General features: G+C 68.8%; 16 protein-coding genes and 1 pseudogene. 4 read left to right on the top strand and 13 right to left on the bottom strand.

The window, feature by feature from the left end; genetic code table 11:
* Positions 1–131 precede the first annotated feature (131 nt).
* Positions 132–368, top strand: a pseudogene (locus tag ACPUER_RS25315) (LysR substrate-binding domain-containing protein); the annotation flags it as partial.
* Between the two features lie 51 nt (positions 369–419).
* On the opposite strand, the gene ACPUER_RS25310 reads toward ACPUER_RS25315, so the two are convergent.
* The 5 genes from ACPUER_RS25310 to ACPUER_RS25290 form a co-directional block, all read right to left on the bottom strand.
* Positions 420–1,682: an MFS transporter gene (locus ACPUER_RS25310; protein WP_425132427.1), complete on the bottom strand. Its 1,263-nt coding sequence runs from the start codon at positions 1,680–1,682 to the stop codon at positions 420–422.
* A gap of 273 nt (positions 1,683–1,955) precedes the next feature.
* Complete coding sequence (locus ACPUER_RS25305) at positions 1,956–3,443, bottom strand: MFS transporter (protein WP_425132426.1); 1,488 nt, start codon at positions 3,441–3,443, stop codon at positions 1,956–1,958.
* Between the two features lie 83 nt (positions 3,444–3,526).
* Positions 3,527–4,546 (bottom strand): cyclase family protein, encoded by a 1,020-nt coding sequence (locus ACPUER_RS25300; RefSeq protein WP_425132425.1) that lies wholly within the window; start codon positions 4,544–4,546, stop codon positions 3,527–3,529.
* Between the two features lie 66 nt (positions 4,547–4,612).
* Positions 4,613–5,893: a CaiB/BaiF CoA transferase family protein gene (locus ACPUER_RS25295; RefSeq protein ID WP_425132424.1), complete on the bottom strand. Its 1,281-nt coding sequence runs from the start codon at positions 5,891–5,893 to the stop codon at positions 4,613–4,615.
* Between the two features lie 72 nt (positions 5,894–5,965).
* Complete coding sequence (locus tag ACPUER_RS25290; RefSeq protein WP_034184341.1) at positions 5,966–6,730, bottom strand: IclR family transcriptional regulator; 765 nt, start codon at positions 6,728–6,730, stop codon at positions 5,966–5,968.
* Positions 6,731–6,962: 232 nt separating this feature from the next.
* Here ACPUER_RS25290 and ACPUER_RS25285 point away from each other — a divergent pair, with 232 nt between their 5' ends.
* The 3 genes from ACPUER_RS25285 to ACPUER_RS25275 all read left to right on the top strand — a co-directional run bounded on the left by ACPUER_RS25285 (position 6,963) and on the right by ACPUER_RS25275 (position 10,673).
* On the top strand, positions 6,963–7,865 hold the full coding sequence (locus tag ACPUER_RS25285) for an HpcH/HpaI aldolase/citrate lyase family protein (RefSeq protein ID WP_425132423.1): 903 nt from the start codon (positions 6,963–6,965) through the stop codon (positions 7,863–7,865).
* 201 nt (positions 7,866–8,066) lie between these two features.
* Positions 8,067–9,149, top strand: a complete 1,083-nt coding sequence (locus ACPUER_RS25280; RefSeq protein WP_425132422.1) for a porin — start codon at positions 8,067–8,069, stop codon at positions 9,147–9,149.
* Between the two features lie 45 nt (positions 9,150–9,194).
* Entirely contained in the window at positions 9,195–10,673 is a 1,479-nt protein-coding gene (locus tag ACPUER_RS25275; RefSeq protein ID WP_425132421.1) for an MmgE/PrpD family protein, read from the top strand.
* A 21-nt stretch (positions 10,674–10,694) separates the two neighbouring features.
* On the opposite strand, the gene ACPUER_RS25270 is transcribed toward ACPUER_RS25275, so the two are convergent.
* From ACPUER_RS25270 to ACPUER_RS25235, 8 genes are all read right to left on the bottom strand, one after another.
* Positions 10,695–11,624 (bottom strand): LysR family transcriptional regulator, encoded by a 930-nt coding sequence (locus ACPUER_RS25270; RefSeq protein WP_425132420.1) that lies wholly within the window; start codon positions 11,622–11,624, stop codon positions 10,695–10,697.
* 291 nt (positions 11,625–11,915) lie between these two features.
* Positions 11,916–12,935, bottom strand: coding sequence for a cyclase family protein (locus ACPUER_RS25265; protein WP_425132419.1), 1,020 nt, complete (start codon positions 12,933–12,935; stop codon positions 11,916–11,918).
* On the bottom strand, positions 12,932–14,425 hold the full coding sequence (locus ACPUER_RS25260; protein WP_310134124.1) for an MmgE/PrpD family protein: 1,494 nt from the start codon (positions 14,423–14,425) through the stop codon (positions 12,932–12,934). The genes ACPUER_RS25265 and ACPUER_RS25260 overlap by 4 nt, the downstream gene beginning before the upstream one ends.
* Positions 14,422–15,294 (bottom strand): HpcH/HpaI aldolase/citrate lyase family protein, encoded by an 873-nt coding sequence (locus tag ACPUER_RS25255; RefSeq protein WP_425132418.1) that lies wholly within the window; start codon positions 15,292–15,294, stop codon positions 14,422–14,424. The genes ACPUER_RS25260 and ACPUER_RS25255 overlap by 4 nt, the downstream gene beginning before the upstream one ends.
* The gene (locus tag ACPUER_RS25250) at positions 15,291–16,529 is read right to left on the bottom strand and encodes a CoA transferase (protein ID WP_310134121.1); all 1,239 of its coding nucleotides are present in this window, start codon (positions 16,527–16,529) and stop codon (positions 15,291–15,293) included. Before ACPUER_RS25250 ends, ACPUER_RS25255 begins: the two co-directional genes overlap by 4 nt.
* Positions 16,530–16,631: 102 nt before the next feature.
* On the bottom strand, positions 16,632–17,795 hold the full coding sequence (locus tag ACPUER_RS25245; RefSeq protein ID WP_072445218.1) for a quinone oxidoreductase family protein: 1,164 nt from the start codon (positions 17,793–17,795) through the stop codon (positions 16,632–16,634).
* Between the two features lie 57 nt (positions 17,796–17,852).
* The gene (locus ACPUER_RS25240; RefSeq protein WP_204420686.1) at positions 17,853–18,440 is read right to left on the bottom strand and encodes a hydrolase; all 588 of its coding nucleotides are present in this window, start codon (positions 18,438–18,440) and stop codon (positions 17,853–17,855) included.
* Positions 18,441–18,449: 9 nt separating this feature from the next.
* A complete protein-coding gene (locus ACPUER_RS25235) occupies positions 18,450–19,934 on the bottom strand; it encodes an MFS transporter (protein ID WP_310134116.1) in 1,485 nt (494 codons plus the stop codon).
* Between the last annotated feature and the right edge of the window lie 341 nt (positions 19,935–20,275).

Genomic DNA, 20,275 nt, shown 5'->3' with positions numbered 1-20,275 from the left:
CCGATCAACCGCATCGACGAACTGCTGCCGTGGAACGTGGCTCTGTCGCTGCCGTCTACTGCTCACGTCGTGCCCATCCGATAGCATCGCGGCTCCCCGTCGTCGTCGACCTACGCTACGGTGCTGATCGAGTGCTTACGAACGGCGCGGGTATCGGCGTGCTTCAGGAACACGTCTGCATCGACGCCCTGGAATCCGGCCGGCTCGTCAGGCTGCTGCCGGATTACACGGTACCGGGATTCGACCTGCATGCGCTGCTGCCGGTCACGCGGCCCGTCCCTTCGAAGACACAGGTCGTCGTGAAGATCATCGAGGAGTATCTGCCAAAGGCGATGGCGCGGGCTGCGAACGGCGCGCTCGACATGTAGCGCGCCGCGCCGGAACGATCGGCAGCGATGCGCGCGCCGGGAGAAGACACATCAGTCGTAGGCGCGCGAGCCGACGGACACGGTCGGCACGGACCACTTTCGGCCATACGCCAGCATCATCACGAAGCTGAGGACGAAACTCAGGCCGCCGACCATCAGCAGGCCGAGCTCGCCGAGCACGGGCAACAGGTTGGTGAGGAAGCCCGTCACGACCCAGGCGATCGCCATCACGGAGCCGGCGACACCGAGCGCCCAGCCCTGGCGGTCCTCGGTCACCGCGTCCGAATACGCGGTGTACATGGTGGTGTATGCAACCATGTCGAAGCAGCCGACCACCATGCCGAGCACCCAGAGCGTGTTTTCGTGCGGAAACAGCGCCGACAGCACTTGCCCGACGCCCGCGATCAGCAGGCCCGTCTTCGCGATGTCGACCACGCTCCAGATTTTCAGCATCAGCCGCACGATCACCATCAGCCCGAACACGAAGGACATGCCGATCAGGCCGCTGAACAGGCCGAGCTGCGAGCTCGTGTACTGGAATTTCGTCTGCAGCACCAGCATGATCGTCTGCAGATACAGCCCGTATCCGACCTGCATCAGGAAGAACACGATCGACAGGAACGCGATGCGGCGGTGCGTGCCGGCCTGGTAGATGATCCGCAGCGGCATCAGCAGGTCCACACGCGTGTTGCCGGTCGGCGCGACCGCGTTGCGATACGACCAGAACGTCCAGAGCCCGCAGACGACCGACAGCGCGGCGACCAGCAGGAACGGCGTGCCGTAGTTGAAGAACGGTGCGATCGTGCGGTCCGACGTGACGCCGCCGAGCACGGGGCCGACGATGACGCCCGCGCTGAACGCGATCGACATGATGCTCATGTTGTACGCCTTGGTTTCCGGCGTGCTCATGTCCGTGATCGCGGCCTGCGCGATCCCCTGGCAACCGGCCATCAGGCCGCTCAGGCCGCGTCCGATCAGCAACAGCGCGATACTCGGCAGCAGCGCGCCGAGCGCCATCAATAAGTAGCTGAGAGCCAGCCCGAACACGCACAGCAGCATGATCTTCCGCCGGCCGTAGCCGTCGGACAGCTCACCCATCAGCGAGGAGCCGAAGAACATGCAGAACGGATAGACGCCGTACCCGAGCCCCAGGTAGAAATTGCGGAGTTGCGGACTCGTATCGGCCCCGATGATGCCGGATTGGGGATCGGAGAAGATCGCCGCCATGATCGGGTACACGAGCCCGAACCCCATCGCGTCGATCGCAATGGCGAGCAGGCATGGACCCAGTAGTTTGAGATTGAGTTTGGACATGTATGGCCTCGGTAGTAACGTGACAGCTACAGTAGTCGAAGGCCGGTTTTGCGAGTAGAGACGTATCTGCAATAGAAATTATCGTAGTTACCGATAACCAACGATATCCTTTCAGACGTGTAAGGAACGGCTAATGGTAGCGGGTCTGCGGCCCGATGAGTTTTTAAACGGGCAATCTTGTCGCGACGCGACGACGCTCGATCGACTGCGCGACGGCGCCTGCCGTCTTGAAACCGTTCGAATCCGCGTCCTACCCCGTTGCTGCCGGCGCCGTTACACCGCCCCATCCCCGGCTCCTTTACGCCGCCCATCGACACGCCGGGTTGGCAATGCGGCGAGCCCGCGCACCGCCGCCGCGTTCTCGGCGCCATCCTCGCTGCTGTCCGTGATCTCGTCCAGCGCCTGGTTGTTGGTGTACGGCCCGAACACCCCTATCGACACCATCACGATCAGCATGCTGCCGCCGATCAGCACGAACACCGCGGACACCCCGGCGCGTTCGAGCAGCAGCGCGACGATGAAACTGCTCGCGATTCCCGTCAGGCGGCCGATCGAATGCACGAAACCGAGCGCGCGCCCGCGGATCTCGGTCGGAAACACTTCCGACTGATACGCGGTGCCGTTGCTCGCGAGCACCGTGTTGGAGAGCGTGACGAGCAGGCCGAACGCGATCACGAACGGCGCCTGCGCCGACATCGCGAACGCGGTGCCGAACAGCGCGACGCCAAACGCCGACGCGACGATCAGCCACTTGCGCTCGATCCGGTCGGCGAGCAGGCCGGCGACGAACGGCGACACCGGATACGCGAACGCGATCACGAACGCATACCAGAGGCTCTTCGTGACGGTCGCGCCCTGCGCGGCGAGCAGCGTCGGCAGCCACTGGCTGAAGCCGAAGAAGCCGATGCTCAGGAATGCGTTGAACACGATCAGCATCGTCGTGCGGCCGCGATGCCGCGCATCCCACATCGACGGCGCGCGCCGCGCGGCCGGTGTTGCGACGGCCGGCATCCGGACCGCGGGCAGCGGCCGGCCGGATTCCCGCTCGACCGCCTGCTCGAGCCGCTGCAGCACGGCTTCGGCCTCGGCCTCGCGGCCGGTGCGGGCGAGCCAGCGCGGCGACTCCGGCAGCCGCGACTGCAGCCACCAGACGACGGCCGCGCCGCTGCCGCCGAGCAGCACGACCCAGCGCCATCCGGACATGCCCAGCGGATCGTGCGGCACCCACAGCCACGACACCAGCGCGAGCACCGGCATCGCGAGATAGCCGACCGCGAAGCACAGCGCGAACGCACGGCCGCGCACGGCCTTCGGCACCAGCTCGGTCAGGAACGCGCCGATCGTGATCAACTCCGCGCCAATGCCGCAGCCCGCGATGAAGCGGCACACGAGAATGCCGAGCGCATGGGTCTGCACGCACATCGCAAGGCTCGCCACCGTGTAGAGCAGCAGCGCGCCGGTGAACAGCGCGCGCCGCCCGAAGCGGTCCGCGAGGCGCGACACGAACATCTCGCCGACGAACAGCCCGGCGAACGTCGCCGCGCCGAGCGCGCCCTGGTCCGACATGCCGAGCACGCCGTGCGAGCCCGCGTGAAAGATGCCGTCGCGGATCAGCCCCGGCGGCAGGTAGGTCATCTGGAACAGGTCGTAGACCTCGAAAAACCCGCCGACGCTCAGGAACAGCACGAGCATCCAGATGCTGGCCGTCGCGGGCAGGCGGTCGATGCGCGCGGCAATCGACGCCGCATGGGAATGGGACATGGCGACTCCTCGATGATTCGCCCGCGCGGGCTGCGCGCAGCGGCGGACAGCGCGCCGGCGCGGGGTGCGCGCGGCGCCGGCGTTCATACGGTGGCGACCGGATTGACCGGCGACCCGACAAGCCCGCGCAGGTGCAGCGGCGGCGCGGTCAGCAGGAAGCGGTTGCGCCGGTGCGCGCGCAACCAGTCGGCGAGCGGCGTCAGGTGCCACAGCTCGCCGAGATGAATGCCGAGCTTGAACAGGCACAGCTCGTGCAGCGGCATCAGCGCGCCGGGCCGCTCGCGCGCCGACGCATGGCGCGGGCGCTCCTCGACCGCGTGGTTGTCCGCTGCGAGCGCGGCGAGCCCCGATGCGTCGATCCATTCGAGCAGGCACGGGTCGTTGCCGTCCAGCACGCAGCACACGTCCGACGCGCCGGGCTCGCCGCGCGCGTCGGCGTCGAGCAGGCGATCGGCGAAGCCCGTATGCACGCACACGATGTCGCCGCGCTCGACGACCACGTCGTCCTCGCGCAGCACCGCCATCCATTCCGCGTAGCCGATCTTGCGCCGCTCGTCGCCGAAGTGGCGGCGCAGGTCGACCAGCACGCCGCGCCCCTGCACGCCGGTTTGCGCCATCACCTCGATGCCGAGCGCACGCGCGCCGCCGCGCGGCGCGCCCGCTTCGGGCACCTGGATGTGCTCGTCCATCCGGTAGCCGTTGTAGAACACGCGGGCTCGCTCGCCGTCGCCCGCCGGATCGAACAGCGAGCCGACGTGCGACAGCGCATCCCATTGCGTCGAGAACTGCGAGTGCATGCAGAACGAATCGTCGCAGACCACGTCGGTTGCGTTCGCAACCTGTTCGTCCGCGCGATAGCCGAAATACGGCTGGTCGCCGAGCAGCGCCGGCATGATCGCCGGCGGCCGGCGCCGCGCGTTCAGCCCGCCGCCGCGCGGCACGTCGAGCGGCAGGCTCAGCGAAAACACGCGGCCTTCGCGCACCTCCGCGACGCCGCGCAGCACCGCGTCGGCCGTCAGCCAGTTCAAGCGCCCTTTCTGATCGTCCGGGCCGAAATCCCCCCAGTTCGAACCGGGCGGCCGATGGGTCCAGCGTGGCTTCATGGTGTCTCCTCCATGCAATGTCCAGGGTGCGGCGGCCGTCCTTCGCGGCCGCGTCGCAGGTCGCGCCTAGCGCGTGCGGATCACGCCCAGCCCGGCGAGCCGCTCGTATTCGCGTTCGCCGAGCAGCGGCAGCAGAATCTCGCGATTGTTCTCGCCGAGCGCGGGGGCCGGCCGGCGGAACGTGCCGGGCGTGGCCGACAGGCGCGGCGTGATGTTGTGCATCGGCAGGCTGCCGACGTCGTCGTCCGGCAGCTCGACGAGCGCCTCGCGCTCGATCACGTAGTGGTCCTCAACGATCTGCGCGATGTCCTGGATCGGCCCGACCGTCACGCCGGTATCCTCGAAGAACGCGAGATTGGCGTCGAGATCGCGCTCGGCAATGAATTCGCCGACGATCGCATCGAGCGCCTCCGCGTGCTGCACGCGCTGCACGTTGGTCGCATAGCGCGGATCGTCGATCAGGTCCGCGCGGCCGATCGCGCGGAACAGCCGCTCGGCCATCGCCTGCGTCGAGCTCGACAGGCACAGCCACTTGCCGTCACGGGTGCGATATGCGTTGCGCGGCGCGGTGTTCGACGAGCGGCTGCCGGTGCGCGCCTTGATCTCGCCGGTCATCACGTAGTTCGCGGCGGCCGGCCCGAGGATCGACAGCAGCGGCTCGAACAGCGACACGTCGATCACCTGCCCCGCCGCGCCGTGCGCGTCGCGCGCATGCAGCGCGACCAGCACGGCGATCGCGCCGGACAGCCCGGCCGTCATGTCGCCGAGGAACATCGGCGGGAGCACCGGCTCGCGATCGGCGAAGCCGTTGATCGCCGCGAACCCCGCGTACCCTTCCGCGAGCGTGCCGAAGCCCGGCTTGTGGCGGTACGGCCCCGTCTGCCCCCAGCCGGAGATCCGCGCGATCACCAGCTCGGGACGGATCGCGAGCAGGTCGTCCGGGCCGAGCCCCATCTTCTCGGCAACGCCGGGCTTGAAGCTCTCGACGAACACGTCCGCGTCGCGCACCAGCCGGCGGACGATGTCGATCCCCTCGGGCGCGCGCAGGTCGACGCATACGCTGCGCTTGTTGCGCCCGTACACCTTCCAGTTCGTGCTGATCCCGCCCGCGCCGACCGCGCGCAGCGTATCGCCGCGCTCGCTCTCGACCTTCACGACGTCCGCGCCGAAATCGGCGAGCTGCACGCTCAGCATGTTGCCTGCCATCAGGCGCGACAGGTCGACGACGCGCACGCCCGCGAGCGGCCCCTGCGCGCCGGCGTCGAACGGTTTCGGATGGATCGGGCCGGTGGACGCGCGACGGCGCGCGCCGGCCGCGTGAGCGGCCTGCGGGTCGGGAACGAACATGCTTGTCTCCTGGTTGGTGTGTGCGTCGTTCGATGCGGACTTCGAAGTGCGCGCGCTCGGTCGCGCACGGCGCTACTCGAGCAGCACGCCAAGCTGGTCGGCCGCGCGGAACGCCGCGCCCGCGGCGGGCAGATCGCCGCCCAGCGCATGCGTCAGCTCGGCGGCGGCCGCCTGCACGCGCGGCAGGTAGTCGGCCAGCACCTTCTTGTTGAAGCGATAGCGCGGCACGCCGAGCGAGATCGCGCCGCTCAGCACGCGGCCGACGCCGAACGCCGGGCACGCGATCGCCGCGCTTTCCGGGTCGCGCTCGGCGATCGACACCGCGTAGCCTTGCTCGGCCGTCTTCTCGTAGTCGCCGCCGCGCGTGCCGCTGAACGCGAGCAGCACGCGCCCGGCCGCGCCGACGTCGAGCGGGAAGCGGTCGCCCTCGCGCAGATGCGTGCGCACCGAGCGCTGCGCCTGGATGCGGAACAGGCACACGCGCTGGTCGCCTTCGCGCACGTAGAACGCGGCCGTCTCGCCGGTTTCCGCCGACAGCTTCGACAGGATCGGCATCACGTACTCGCGCAGCTGGAACGACTCGCGATACATCATCCCGAGCTGGAACACGGCGGGCCCCAGCACATAGCGCCCGTCCGGCAGGCGCTTGATGAAGCGGAACTGCTCGAGCGACTCGAACATCCGCAACAGCGTGCTCATGTTGAGCCCCGTCTCCTCGCTGACCTGCGCGAGCATCAGCCCGCCGGGCGCGTTGCCGAACGCCAGCAGCGCGGTCAGCGCGCGGTTGACCGCGGCCACGCCGCCCTCTGCCGGATTGCTTGTCTCCACCTTGTTCATGTCCACCTCGTGCGATGCCGGCAGAGTCGCGCCGCGACGCGGCGGCCGGCACCTAAAAAATGAAAGTTACTTTCATTATACGCAGATCATCGATGACATCAACATGAATCCGCGCGGCTTCGGTCGCTCATCTTCTTGCAACCGCCTTTGAAACTAGGCGTTAACGATAATCTTGACGAATGCCCTCATCCATCACAAAAATGAAAGTGACTTTCATTTTACGAGATCAACGATGAATTCGTCGCCTCAACCCGTCTGGCGTTCGCTGCTGTACGTCCCCGCCCACGTCCCCCGCTTCGTCGCATCGGCCGCCGCGAGCGACGCCGATGCACTGATCCTCGATCTCGAGGACAGCGTCCCGCCCGCGTGCAAGGAGGCCGCCCGCGACGGGCTGGCCGACGCCGTGCCGGCACTGCGCGCGCCGGGCCGCGACGTGCTGGTGCGCGCCAACGGTCCGCTCGACCTGCTGGTGCCCGACCTGCGCGCGGCCGTCCGGGCCGGCGTGGACGGCGTCGTGCTGCCGAAGGTGCGCGGCGGCTCGCACGTCGAGGCGATCGACGAACTGCTGGCCACGCTCGAGGAGGAAGCCGGCGTGCCGCCCGGCGGCACGCGGATCGTCGCGATCGTCGAAACGCCGCGCGCGTTCCAGTCGATGGACCGGATCGCGCGGGCATCGCCGCGCGTCGTCGCGATGATGCTGGGTGGCGGCGACTTCGCGCTGAACTGCGAAAGCGGCGCGGGCGCCGACGTGCTGCGCGTGCCGAAGCAGCTGCTGATCATCGCCGCGCGCGCCGCCGGCATCCTGCCGCTCGGCCTCATCGGCGGCCTCGACGAGCTGCGCGATCTCGACGCGTTCGAGCGCCTCGCGCGCGCGTCCGCGGAGCTCGGCTATGCGGGCGCGACCTGCATCCATCCACGGCAGGTCGGCGCGCTCAACCGCGCGTTCCGGCCCGACGACGACGCGGTGCGCGACGCGCACGCTGTGCTGGCCGCCTACGACGACGCGCGCGCGAACGGGCGCGGCGCGCTGCGCGTCGACGGCAGGATGGTCGACGCGCCCGGCGTCGCCCGCGCGAAGCGCGTGCTCGCACGTCACGCGGCCGTGCAGGCGCGTGCCGACGGCGCGCCCCGGTGATGCGCGCGCCGCCCTTCATCGCCGTGCTTCATCCCTGCGCACGCGCGCGTCGCGCGGTGCACGCGTGCGTTCCACCGCGCCGCTGCCCGTTCGCCGCCCGGCCCGGATAGCGGCGCCCCGCCGCACCGCCGCACCGCCGCACCGCTCGACCGGCGCGGCGCCGCATTCAAATAAATAACAAACCCTGGAAGGAGACAAGCCATGGGCAAGCGGATGTCCGCACTGTGCGGACTGGGCCTCGTATCGGCCGGCGCCTGCGCGCAGAGTACGATCACGCTGTATGGCGTGGCCGACATCTATACGGAATTCCTCACCCACCAGGCCGCGCCCGGCGACAAGTCGTCGGCATCGCTGGTGCGGATGGCGTCGGGCGGCAAGAGCGGCTCGCGCTGGGGCCTGAAGGGCGTCGAGGAACTCGGCGGCGGCTGGCAGGCCGCGTTCCGGCTCGAAAGCGGCATCAACCTGAACAACGGCACCGGCACCGGCGCGGGCGGCTTCGACCGCTCCGCGTGGGTCGGGCTGCAGCACGAGCGCTGGGGCGCGCTGCGGCTCGGCCACCAGTACTCGACGCTGTTCGACGTCATGGAGCGCTATTCGCCGACGGGCGCGTACTCGACGCTGTACGAGCCGGCCGGCGCGATCGTCGGCGTCAACTTCCGCGAGAACAACGTCGCCAAGTACCTGGCGAAGATCGGCTCGCTGACGCTCGAAACGCACTATTCGTTCGGCGGCACGCCCGGCGCGTTCCAGTCGAACGCCGCCTACGGCGCCGGCTTCGACTATGCCGGCGGCGCCTTCTCGTTCGCCGCCGCGTTCGACAACGTCAACACGCCGGAGCCGGGCAGCTTCGCGCATTTCCGCCGCTACGCCGCCGCCGCGATCGTGTCCGTCGACCGCACGCAGCTGCTGGCCGGCGTCACGCACGGCCAGAGCGGCGTCGCCACGCCGTCGGTCGTGACGCACTACACGTTCTGGTGGGCCGGCGTGCGCTACATGATCACCCCTTACCTGCAGGCGATCGGCGCGTTCTATTACGAGGACATCCGCGTACGGAATCCGCCGAACGCGCAGACGCCCGCGCCGCACCCGGCCAACCCGCAGCAGATCACGCTGCAGCTGAACTACTTCCTGTCGAAAGCCGTCACGCTGTACCTGGCGGGCGGCTACGCGCGCCGCGCCGCGCTCGATTTCGACAATTACAACTACAACTTCCTCCACTACTCGCTGGCCGCCGACCGCGCCGGCAGCGCGGGCGCAGCACTCGGCCTGCGCAAGCTGTTCTGAGCTCGCCTCTCCCCCAGTTTCAGGAACCTTCGGAGTCATCGCACCATGAACCGCCGCCACTTCCTTGCCACGCTGACCGGCGCGGCACTCGCACTGCCGCTCGCCCATGCCCGCGCCGGCGCGCTGCCGGCCGCCGGCGTCACCGCCGACAGCCCGGATCTCGCGCAACAGCTCGCCGACTACGCGGCCGGGCTGCAGTATCGCGACCTCGACGCCGCGACGATCGAGACGATCAAGGCGCACCTGATCGACGCGCTCGGCTGCGCGATCGCCGCGCACGACGAACGCCCGGTGCGGATCGCGCGCGACGCGGCGCTCGCATCGCCGGGCGGCGTATCGACGATCGTCGGCACGAACCAGCGCACGAGCCCCGATCTTGCCGCGTTCGCGACCGGCACCGCGCTGCGCTACTACGATTTCAACGACGCGTACGCCGGCAAGGAGACCGGCCATCCGAGCGACAACATGTCCGCGTGCCTCGCCGTCGCCGAAGCGCAGCATGCGAACGGCCGCGACCTGATCCTGTCGATCGCGATCGCGTACGAGATCGCGTGCCGGCTGATGGACGCCGCCGCGATCAGCCCGCGCGGCTGGGACCACACGTGCTACAGCCTGCCCGCCGTCGCGCTCGCCGCCGGCAAGCTGATGCGCATGCCCGCGCCGCAGCTGGTGCAGGCGGTGAACCTGTCGATCAACAGCCATCTCGCGCTGAACCAGACGCGCGTCCAGCAACTGTCGAACTGGAAGGCGCTCGCCGATGCGGACGCGGCGCGCAACGCGGTGTTCTCGACGCAGCTCGCGCGCGCCGGGTTGACCGGCCCGTCACCGATCTTCGAAGGCATGGCGGGTTTTTTTCCGCAGGTGTCCGGGCCGTTCGCCGTCGACACGCGCGAATTCGGCGGGCGCGGCGGCGCGTTCCGGATCGGCAAGTGCTTCGTGAAGTTCTATCCCGCGCAAGGGCTCACGCAAACCGCGATTCCGGCCGCGCTCGACGTCGCCGCGCAGGTCGGCGACCTGCGCCGCATCCGGCGCATCGAGATCCACACGACCGAAGTGGGCTACGTGACGGCCGGCCGCGACCGCGAAAAATGGGCGCCGTCGACCCACGAGACCGCCGATCACAGCCTGCCGTACATCGTCGCGCGTGCGATGCTCGACGGCGACATCACGACCGAGAGCTACCGGCACGACGCGCTGCGCGATCCGGCGCTGCGCGCGCTGATCGAGCGGATCACGGTGCACGAAGACCCGGCGCTGACCGCCCGCTATCCGGCGCAGGCGCCGAACCGGGTGACGGCCGTGTGCGAAGACGGCACGACCTGCGCGAAGCAGGTGGACGACCTGCCCGGCTCGCCGACGCGGCCGATGCGGCGCGACGACTACGACGCGAAGTTCACGAAGAACTGCCGGCGACACTGGAGCCCGACGCAGATCCGCACTGCGCTCGATTACCTGTGGCGGCTCGACGAGCAGCCCGACGTCGCCGCGCTGCCGCCGCTGCTCGTCGTCGGCCGACCCGCGTGAACGGCCCTGGGGCGGCTCACGCTAAGCCTCCGCCGCGACGCCGTGCCGCTCGAGCGCTTCCGCGACCTCGACGATGCGGCCGCGCAGCCACGCGTGCGCGTTGCTGCCGTCGTAGCGGCGGCGCCAGTACAGCGACCACGCGACGGGCTCCATCGCGAGCGGCAGCTCGCGGATCACGAGCCGCGCATCGTCGAGGCTCACGGCATGCCGCTCCGACATGATCACCGCGTACGGCAGCGCATCCAGCATGTTCGGCACGACGAGCCAGTGCGGCACGTTGAGCGCGATGCGCCGCGTGCAGTTCATGTTCGCGAGCAGGTTGTCGACCAGGCTGTGGTCGACCGGATTGATCGTCACGTTGAGGAAGTCGAGCGCGAGGAACCGTTCGAGCGTCAGCGGCCTGCCCGCGTCCGGATGGCTGCGGCTCATCACGCAGACCATCCGGTCATGAAACACGGTTTGCGACGACAGCGTGCCCGAATGTTCGAGGCCCGCGCTGACCGCCAGGTCGAGCAGCCCCGATTCGAGCGCGTCGGCGGTCTTGGCGGCGCTCATGTGCACGACGTCCATGCCGATATTCGGGCTGGTCAGGCGCATGCAGCGCAGCAGGGCCGGCAGCAACAGCAATTCGGTGAGATCCGACATGCGCACCGTAAAATGGCGCTCGGACGTAAAAGGATTGAATTGATAATCCGATTCAAATAATTCCTCGATTTGTTGCATGATCTGTCGAATCGGCATGGCCAGCGCCTGCGCGCGCGGCGTCAATTCCATGCCGACCGCGGTGCGCGCCAGGATCTCGTCCTTGAACACGAATCGCAGCCGCGCCAGCGCGTTGCTGACGGCCGGCTGCGTGAGGCCGACCTTCTGGCCGGCCCGAGTGACCTGTTTCTCCGTCAGCAGCGCATCGAGTATGACCAGCAGGTTCAAATCGATCGAACGTAGATTCATGTTTGCGACCATCCACTAAACAGGTTAATCACCGCCTCCGATCACGATTGCGAAATTCCGCAATCGGAGCAATCCCCTGATATTTAGTGCAACGCACAAGAATAGTCCAATCTTGACTTGTCGATATTTTTTAGATAACGGCCGATATTATTTATGGTTTTAAATTAAATTGCCCGTTTCGCGTCGATTCTTCTGAATACCTTGTCAATCGGCAATTGAATTCGCACTTTGCGCAAGCCGGTCGCGCTGCAAAAAAAGTGCGGGCGGCCGCCGCCACGGCCGCCCGCACGCTCAAACGGTCGCGACAGGATTCACCGGCGCGCCGACCAGCCCGCGGATATGCAGCGGCGGCGCGGTCAGCAGAAACCGGTTCCGGCGGTGCGCATGCAGCCAGTTCGCGAGCGGCGTCAGGTGCCACAGCTCGCCGAGGTGAATGCCGAGCTTGAACAGGCACAGCTCGTGCAACGGCATCAGCGCGCCCGGTTGCGCGAGCGGCTGCGCATGCTGCGGACGCTCCTCGATCGCATGGTTGTCGGCCACGAGCGCGGCCAGCCCCGATTCGTCGATCCATTCCAGCAGCCGCGCATCGCTGCTGTCCAGCACGCACGCGCTCGCGACCGTCGCCGGCGATCCGCCGTCGTCGTTCAGCAGCAGATCCGCGAAGCCGGTGTGAAGGCAGACGATGTCGCCGCGCTCGACCTGCACGCGGTCCGCGTCCATCACCTGCATCAGCTGCGCGAAGCCGACCTTCGTGCGCGCGTCGCCGAAATGACGCCGCAGGTCGATCAGCACGCCGCGCCCCTGCACGCCCGTCTGCGCCATCACCTCGATGCCGAGCGCGCGCGCGCCGCCCGTCGCGTCGCCTTCCTGCGGCACCCGCAGATGCTCGCCCATCCGGAAGCCGTTGTAGAACACGATTTCAGGCACGCCGTCGTCGTCCGCGTCGAACAGGCCGCCCACGTGCGACAGGCCGTCCCACTGCGTCGAGAACTGCGAGTGCATGCAGAACGAATCGTCGCAAACCACATCGGTTGCGTTCGCAACCTGTTCGTCCGCGCGATAGCCGAAGTACGGCTTGCCGCCGAGCAGCGCCGGCATGATCGCCGGCGGCCGGCGCCGCGCGTTCAGCCCGCCGCCGCGCGGCACGTCGAGCGGCAGGCTCAGCGAGAACGACAGCCCTTCCCGAACCTCGGCTGCGCCCTGCCGCACCTTGTCCGGCGTCAGCCAGTTCAGCCGCCCCTTCTGGTCGTCGGGACCGAAATCGCCCCAGTTCGAGCCGGGCGGCCGCTTTTTCCAGCGGGGTGCATTCAAGATCGGTGTCCTCCTTCAGACCCTGACGTCAGCGCCGCAAGCGCGTCGAGCGGCGCATCGTCGGCGAGCGCCTGCACCGCGTCGCGCAGTGCGAGCGCGCGCGCCGTGCCGAGCGCCGAACTCGCCGCCAGCACGAATTTCGCGGTGAGCTCCTGTTCGGTCAGCGGCCGCGAATTCGTGCCCTTGCTCGACTCGATCCGCGCCTCGCGCACCTGCCCGTCGCGCAGCTCGACGCGCAGCACGGCCGGCAGGAAAGTCGGGAAGCGTGCGTCGCACCACGGATCGGCCACGCAGCGCACCTTCGCGGCCAGCGCGCGCCGTGCGGGGTCCTGCGCAAGCGCATCGCCGAAATCGTCGAACCAGACGCCGAGCCCGCCGCCGCCGAGCAGCGCCGCCGCGACCGTGTACGGCCCAGAGAACGCCGCCGCATAACCGTTCGGCGGATTCGCCTTCAGCTCCGCCGGCTCGCCGATCGTGCGCAGCGTCGACGTCGCGACCCGCAGCTCGGCCGACACCACGTCGTCCGCCGTCACGCCTTGCGCCTTCAGTTGCAGCGCCGCGTCGATGCCCGGATGCGTGAAGTGGTTGCACGGATACGGCTTGAAGATGATCCGGCTCGTCTCCCATTCGTCGCCCAGGTCGCGCAGCACCGCGTCGACGTCGGCGAGGTCGCCGCACCACGCGTGGAAGAAGCCGAAGCGGCCTTCGAGCGCGGTCGGCGGCGCGGTCACGCCCGCGCCTGCCAGTTCCGCCGCGCTCACGCCCGCGTGCGCCGCCCAGCCGCAGTGGATCCGCTTCACCGAGCCGCCGGTGCGGTTCGCTTCGAGCAGGCCCGCGCCCATGCTCGCGGCAATGCCGAGCGCCGCCGCGATCTGCGCGGCGTCGAGCCCGAACAGCATCGCCGCGGCCGCCGCCGCGCCGACCGTGCCGCAGATCGACGTCGCGTGCTGGCCGCGCTCGAAGAACACCGAATTGCCGAGCCGCTCGTTGTACGCGGCGACCCCGAGCCGGATGCATACCTCGGTGCCGACCGTGATCGCATCGAGCAGCGCCGCGCCCGACGCGCCGCTCGCCTGCGCGGCGGCGAGCGCGGCAGGAATCACGGACGCGCTCGGGTGCAGCACCGACAGCATGTGCGAATCGTCGAAGTCCATCGCATGCGCGAGCGTGCCGTTGACGAGCGCGGCGCTCGCGGCCGGCAGCCGGTCGGGCGCGCCGATCACGCTCGCCGGGCCGGTGCCGGCCCAGCGCCGCGCAACCTGCAGCACCGACTGCGCGACCGGTTCGTCGTGCGCGATCAGGCTGTTGCCGACCACGTCGAGCACCCGCGCGGCGGCCTCGACGCGCAGCCTGCGATCCAGCCCTTCGGCGCGCACCTCCGCCGCGAAGCGGCCGAGCGCGCCGACGATGCCGTCGGGCGGCGCGGGCCGGTTCGGTACGGTCGTATCGGCGGCCGCCGCCGGCGCGGAAAGCGTGTCGGGTGTGCTCATGCCAGTGCTCCACTGAGTCGAAGATTGTTCGCGAGCGCGAGCGTCACGCGCGCGTTGGCGATCAGCGGCGGCGCGACCACGCGGCCGTCCGGCAGCACGAACACCGACGACGCCGAGGCCTTGCCCGCCGCCGCATCGACCGCCTCGAGCACGCGCTGGGCCGCGCGGATCTCGTCGTCCGACGGCGTGAACACCTCGTTGATCACCGTAAGCTGCGACGGATGGATCGCGAAGCGGCCGACGAACCCCATCGATTTCGCGCGCAGCGTCGATTCCTTCAGCCCGTCGAGATCGGGCAGCGTGTGATAGACGGTCTGGATCGGCCCGTTCAGCCCCGCCGCCCGCGACGCGACCACGCAGCGCGCGCGGCACACCTCGAGCGTGAAGTTGTCGACGCCGATCTGCAGATCCGCGCGCAGGTCGCTCTCGCCGAGCCCGATCCGTTCGAGCCGCGGCGACGCGGTCGCGAGCTGGTAAGCCGTCTCGACGCCATACGCCGACTCGATCAGGATCTGGATGCCCGCCTCGCAGCCGAGCGCGTCGAGCCAGCCCGCCACTTCCTGGATATGCTGCGGCAGGTCGCATTTCGGCAGGCGCAGCGCCTGCAGCGCGGGCTGCGCGATCGCGTCGACGTCGTCGCGGCACCACGGGCTGCCGATCGGGTTGATCCGTACGTACGTCGGCTTCGGCGGACCTTCCGCGAGAATCGCGGCGGCCGCCTCGCGTGCTTCGGCCTTGTGGCTGGCCGGCACGGCATCCTCGAGGTCGAGCACGACGGCGTCGGCTTCGCTTGCATACGCCTTCTCGACCACCTGCGCCTTGTGCGCGGGCACGTAGAGGTAACTGCGGTAAGTTGCGCTGGTTTTCATAGAATGCCCCGTTCGGTCAAATCGGCGATCTCGCGCCGCTCCAGTCCCAATGCGCCGAATACTTCGTCGTTGTGCGTGCCGCGCGCAGGCCCGCCCCAGCGGATCGCGCCGGGCGTGTCGGACAGCCGGAACGGCACGTTGTGCGTGCGGAACGCGCCGAGCTCCGCGTCGGGCACCGACACGATCGAGCCGAGCGCCGCGTACTGCGGATCGCGCAGCACGTCGGCGACGTCGTAGATCGGCGCGACCGCCGCCTGCGCGCGCTCGAATTCGGCGATCACGTCGTCGCGCGTGCGCTGCCCGATCCAGCCGCCGACCGCGGCATCCAGCTCGTCCGCATGCTTCGCGCGCTCGGCGCCGTTCGCGAACCACGGTTCGTCGATCAGGTCCGCGCGGCCGACGAGGCGCATCACGCGCTCGGCGATGCTGTGCGCCGACGTCGACAGCGCGACCCACTTGCCGTCCGACGTGCGGTAGACGCCGCGCGGCGAATTGTTCGGCGAACGGTTGCCGGTGCGCTCGGGCACCCGGCCCGTCTGGTCGTAGCTCGCGACCTGCGCGCCCATCGCCGCGAGCATCGTCTCGATGATCGCGAGATCGACGACCTGGCCGCGCCCGGTGCGCTCGCGCGCCTTCAGCGCGGTCATGATCGCGAATGCGGCGGTCAGCCCCGCGACCGTGTCGGCGAGCGGGAACGACGGCAGCAGCGGCGGCCCGTCCGCCTCGCCGGTGATCGACGCGAGCCCGCTCATCGCTTCGGCCAGCGTACCGAAGCCCGGGCGGCTCGCATACGGGCCGAACTGGCCGAAGCCCGTCACCCGCACGAGCACGAGCCGCGGGTTGAGCGCGGACAGCACGTCGTAGCCGAGCCCCCAGCGTTCGAGCGTGCCGGGCCGGAAATTCTCGACGACCACGTCCGCCTGCGCCGCCAGCTCGCGGAAGATCCGCTGGCCGTCGGCCGTGCCGAGATTCAGCGTGACCGCCCGCTTGTTGCGCGCGAGCACCTTCCACCACAACGGCACGTCGTCGCGGCGCGCGCCGTACTTGCGCGCCGGATCGCCGTCCGGATGCTCGACCTTGATCACGTCGGCGCCGTAGTCCGCGAGCATCGTCGCCGCGAGCGGGCCCGCGAACAGCGTCGCGGCGTCGATCACGCGGATGCCGTCGAGCGGCGCCGGTCTGGAGGCGTCCGACGCCGTGCCGGCGTCGACATCCCCGATTTCCACAGTGGCCATGCCGTTCTCCAGTCAGATGGATTGCACGGCGCGCCGTGCGCCTACATCGTCTGCATGACTAATCGTCGTGCAGCGATGCGGGCGCGGCGCGCGACCTGCCGCTCAGACGGCATTGATCCGGTAGATCGGGAAATACGTCTGGATCTTCCCGTTCAGGTAGTCGGACGCAAGCTTCGGCACCTCGTCGAAATCGAAGATCTCGGTCGGCTCCTGGCCGATCCAGCCGCTCGTTTCCTGGAAGTCGCGGATCGTGATGCTGTCGTCGTAGCGCCACGCATGCGTGTGGATGTGCAGGCGGCGGTTGATGCATTCCGTCGCGCGCAGGTTCCACAGGCGCATCCCGGTCTTCCAGCCGACCGTCGTGACGATGCCGGTGCGGCCGACCACGCGCATCGTCGCGCGATACAGCGCGCCGCCGAGGTTGTCGAGGAAGATCGCGACGCCGCGGCCGCCGCTCAGTTCCGCGATGGTCTCCGCGAACACGCGCTCCGACTCGCGATAGCTCGCCTGGTACTCGGGATCGGTCTTGTAGCGCTCGTCGTCATACGCGAGATTCGGGAACTTGCGGCGATCGACCGGCGTGATGCCGAGCTTCGCGAGCTCCTCGAGGCGCCGGTCGTTGCTCGCCGTCATCGCGACGCGAAAGCCCTCGCGCTTCGCGAGCTGCAGCTCGGCGAGCGTCGTGCCGCCGCCCCAGCCGAATACCAGGTAGTCGGCCGGATCGACGTCCGGCAGCTGCGAGCGCCAGCACGCCGACGCCACCTTCCAGTTGTCCCACGCGGTGAAGTAGCGGCCGTACGTCGCCCATTGCAGCAGCGAATGCCGGCTGTCGGTCGGCACCGCCACGAGGTTGTCGGCGCGCATCTTGGTCCGCTGCGCCATCACGCCGATCGTGCCCGGCGCGTCGTACGCATAGACGAGCTCGGCGAACCCGTATTCGTCGCGCTTGCCGAACGGCATCACCATGCAGATCTCGCCTTCCTTCAGCGTCTTCACGCCGCTGCCGCGCTCGACGATGCGCACCAGCGCACCGTTGCCGAGCACGATCTTGTCCTCGCGGCGCTGCCGGCAGATGTCGACCGGATTGCGCGACAGCGCGTGGTCGAGGTTCGCTTCCCACGATCCGTACAGCGGCTCGACCAGCACCTCGTCGGCTTCCAGATCGGAGAATTCGAAGGTTTCGCGACGCAGCTCGCCCGCCACGGGCGCCTGCTTCCTGCTCGGTTCCGGTCCTGCGTAGAGAACCCATGCATCGGTCTTGATCATCGTCATGCCTCGGTAAATGACTCTGTATGAATGTGCACGCCGAACACGCCGCTTCGTTCAGCGCGAATACGCCTGCTCCAGTGCCGCCTCCACGTCGGCCGTCGCCGCGACCTGCCCGAGCTTCGGGAAGATCTGCGTCAGCGCGAAGTGCTGCGCGTCGGCGGACGACGTGCTGACCGCGTCGCTGACGACGACGACGTTGTAGTTGTTCTCGTATGCCTGGCGCGCCGTCGATTCGACGCCGATGTTGGTCGCGATCCCGGTCAGCACGATGTCCGTGATGCCGCGCCGGCGCAGCTGCACGTCGAGGTCGGTGCCGGTGAACGCGCCCCACTGGTGCTTCGTCACGACGATGTCCGACGGCCCCACGCCGAGCGCCGGCGCGAACGCGCTCCATTCGGGATCGAGATTCGGCGGCGCCGACGGCGCATCCGTCCTGACCTTCAGCGCCACGCCGCCGTCCGGCTGATAGCTCGTGTGCACGTAGATGACGGGAAGCTGCAGCGCGCGGAACGCGGTCGCGAGCTCGACCGTCTTCGCCACGACCTGCGCACCGGTGTAGGGCACGACCGGCAGCGACACGATGCCGTTCTGCAGATCGATTGCGACCAGCGCGACCGTGCGATTGAGCGTCGGAATGGACATGTCAAAACCTCACTTCTGTTGGGAGATGGAAGAAGCGGCGGCATCCAGGTGCCGGCTCGATGCCGCGTTGAGCAGCAGCAGCACGCTGACGACCGCCAGGACGATGGCCAGCTCGCGCAGGCCGCGATCGCTCGCCGGATGGCCGAGCGCCAGCCCGACGAGCGCAAACGACAGGCTGCCGCCGACATACTGCGCGGTGCGGTACAGCCCCGAGGCCGTGCCGATCCGGTCGTGCGGCGCGCTCTGGTAGAGCGCCGCCTGGTTGCCGAGATTGTTGAAGCCGTTCGGCACGCCGAACACGATCGACAGCAGCACGATCGACCAGACCGGCATCGCGCTGGTGAGGAGGCTCATCACGACGCTGCCGATGCACAGCATCGCGGAGCCGACGATCAGCACCGGCCGCGAGCCGTGACGGTGCGCGACGCGGGTCGCGAGCATCGTCGCCACCGTGCCAACCCCGGCGATCGGCAGCATCACGAGGCCGGCGTCGGCGGCCGACAGGCGCTTGGCCTCCTGCAGCCATATCGGCAGCGCATAGAAGATCGCGTAGAACACCGCGTAGGTGCCGACGCAGCGCAGGTACGTGCTCGTGAGCGCGCGGTTGTCGCTCAGCATGCGGATGTCGATCAGCGGCGTCGCGGCCAGCCGCTCGCGCCGGACCAGCAACGGGCACAGCACCAGCGTCGCGACGAGCAGCAGCCAGTCGGGCTCGCGCGACACCGATTGCAGGAACAGCAGCAGGCTCGTGAGCGTCAGGACGAACAGCACGACGCCGGGCAGGTCCAGCTCCTTCAGCGTGCCCCGCAGCGTACGGCGTTGCCGCGCGCCGCGCGGGACGACGTCGGCCGGAATCCACAGCCACGCGAGCACGAAGGCCAGCAGCACGATCGGCACGTTGATCCAGAAGATCGCACGCCAGCCGGCGAACTGCACGAGCGCGCCGCCGAGCGGCGGCCCGAACGCGACGGCCACCTGCGCCGCGACCGAGATCGCGCCGAGGCCGCCCGTCGGCGTCGCACCGTTCGCATGCTGTTGCGACCACGTGCGGATCATCGCCATGCCGGCCGGATACGCGGCGGACGTGCCGATGCCGAGCGCGACGCGCGACGCGATCAGCCACCCGAGCGACGGCGCGAACGGCGCGAGCGCGGACGCGATCAATACGATCGCGAGGCCGATGCAGAAGATCCGCTTCGCGCCGAACCGGTCGGCGAGCCGCCCCATCGTCGGCTGGCCGACGGCCGTCGCGAGATAAAGGCCCGACACGAGCCACATCGTGTCGATGCGTTCATGCGCGGCGCCCTGCGGGTCGAACGCCTGCTGGATGCTGACGAGCGCGACCGCGATCATCGACGAGTTCAGCGCATTGAGCAGCGTGCCCAGCACGATCGGGCCCACCAGCCTGCCCGGCAGGCGCAGGCCCGTCGCGCGCCCATTGCCGCCGGGGGACGAGGGTGTTGCTTGCGCAGGTCGATCGTGATTCGTTTTCATGGCATCGTCGCGTGGTGAATTCGCATCGCCCGATCAAATTCGAACGTGCGTTCACCTTACCGTTACGATTGCCGTGAATGAAATGGATTGTTGCGATGCACACATTCGTCGCTTGAATGCAGATCGCGAACCGGATGCGCGAAAGCGGCCCCGGCTAGCCGGGAATCACATCGGCAAACAAACCGCGTCCCTTGCCGGACGGGCATATCCCGGGAGCGCGGCGGATCTTGCAGAGTGCGGACGAAATTATTTGCGCCGTGTGCTTCCGTCGGCCGACGACTGTTTTATGCGGCGGTGCAATGGGGATTCAGAGCAAGGGCTCTAGAGCGGCATGCCGGTTC

Origin of the sequence: Burkholderia sp. DN3021 (genome assembly GCF_049805555.1) — a bacterium.
Taxonomy (GTDB): domain Bacteria; phylum Pseudomonadota; class Gammaproteobacteria; order Burkholderiales; family Burkholderiaceae; genus Burkholderia; species Burkholderia pyrrocinia_C.
This window is presented reverse-complemented; position numbering and strand designations above follow the sequence as displayed.

Coding starts and splice junctions, on each gene's coding strand:
- ACPUER_RS25310 (WP_425132427.1), bottom strand. CDS start 1,682: ATGTCCAAACTCAATCTCAAACTACTGGGTCCATGCCTGCTCGCCATT.
- ACPUER_RS25305 (WP_425132426.1), bottom strand. CDS start 3,443: ATGTCCCATTCCCATGCGGCGTCGATTGCCGCGCGCATCGACCGCCTG.
- ACPUER_RS25300 (WP_425132425.1), bottom strand. CDS start 4,546: ATGAAGCCACGCTGGACCCATCGGCCGCCCGGTTCGAACTGGGGGGAT.
- ACPUER_RS25295 (WP_425132424.1), bottom strand. CDS start 5,893: ATGTTCGTTCCCGACCCGCAGGCCGCTCACGCGGCCGGCGCGCGCCGT.
- ACPUER_RS25290 (WP_034184341.1), bottom strand. CDS start 6,730: ATGAACAAGGTGGAGACAAGCAATCCGGCAGAGGGCGGCGTGGCCGCG.
- ACPUER_RS25285 (WP_425132423.1), top strand. CDS start 6,963: ATGAATTCGTCGCCTCAACCCGTCTGGCGTTCGCTGCTGTACGTCCCC.
- ACPUER_RS25280 (WP_425132422.1), top strand. CDS start 8,067: ATGGGCAAGCGGATGTCCGCACTGTGCGGACTGGGCCTCGTATCGGCC.
- ACPUER_RS25275 (WP_425132421.1), top strand. CDS start 9,195: ATGAACCGCCGCCACTTCCTTGCCACGCTGACCGGCGCGGCACTCGCA.
- ACPUER_RS25270 (WP_425132420.1), bottom strand. CDS start 11,624: ATGAATCTACGTTCGATCGATTTGAACCTGCTGGTCATACTCGATGCG.
- ACPUER_RS25260 (WP_310134124.1), bottom strand. CDS start 14,425: ATGAGCACACCCGACACGCTTTCCGCGCCGGCGGCGGCCGCCGATACG.
- ACPUER_RS25255 (WP_425132418.1), bottom strand. CDS start 15,294: ATGAAAACCAGCGCAACTTACCGCAGTTACCTCTACGTGCCCGCGCAC.
- ACPUER_RS25250 (WP_310134121.1), bottom strand. CDS start 16,529: ATGGCCACTGTGGAAATCGGGGATGTCGACGCCGGCACGGCGTCGGAC.
- ACPUER_RS25245 (WP_072445218.1), bottom strand. CDS start 17,795: ATGATCAAGACCGATGCATGGGTTCTCTACGCAGGACCGGAACCGAGC.
- ACPUER_RS25240 (WP_204420686.1), bottom strand. CDS start 18,440: ATGTCCATTCCGACGCTCAATCGCACGGTCGCGCTGGTCGCAATCGAT.
- ACPUER_RS25235 (WP_310134116.1), bottom strand. CDS start 19,934: ATGAAAACGAATCACGATCGACCTGCGCAAGCAACACCCTCGTCCCCC.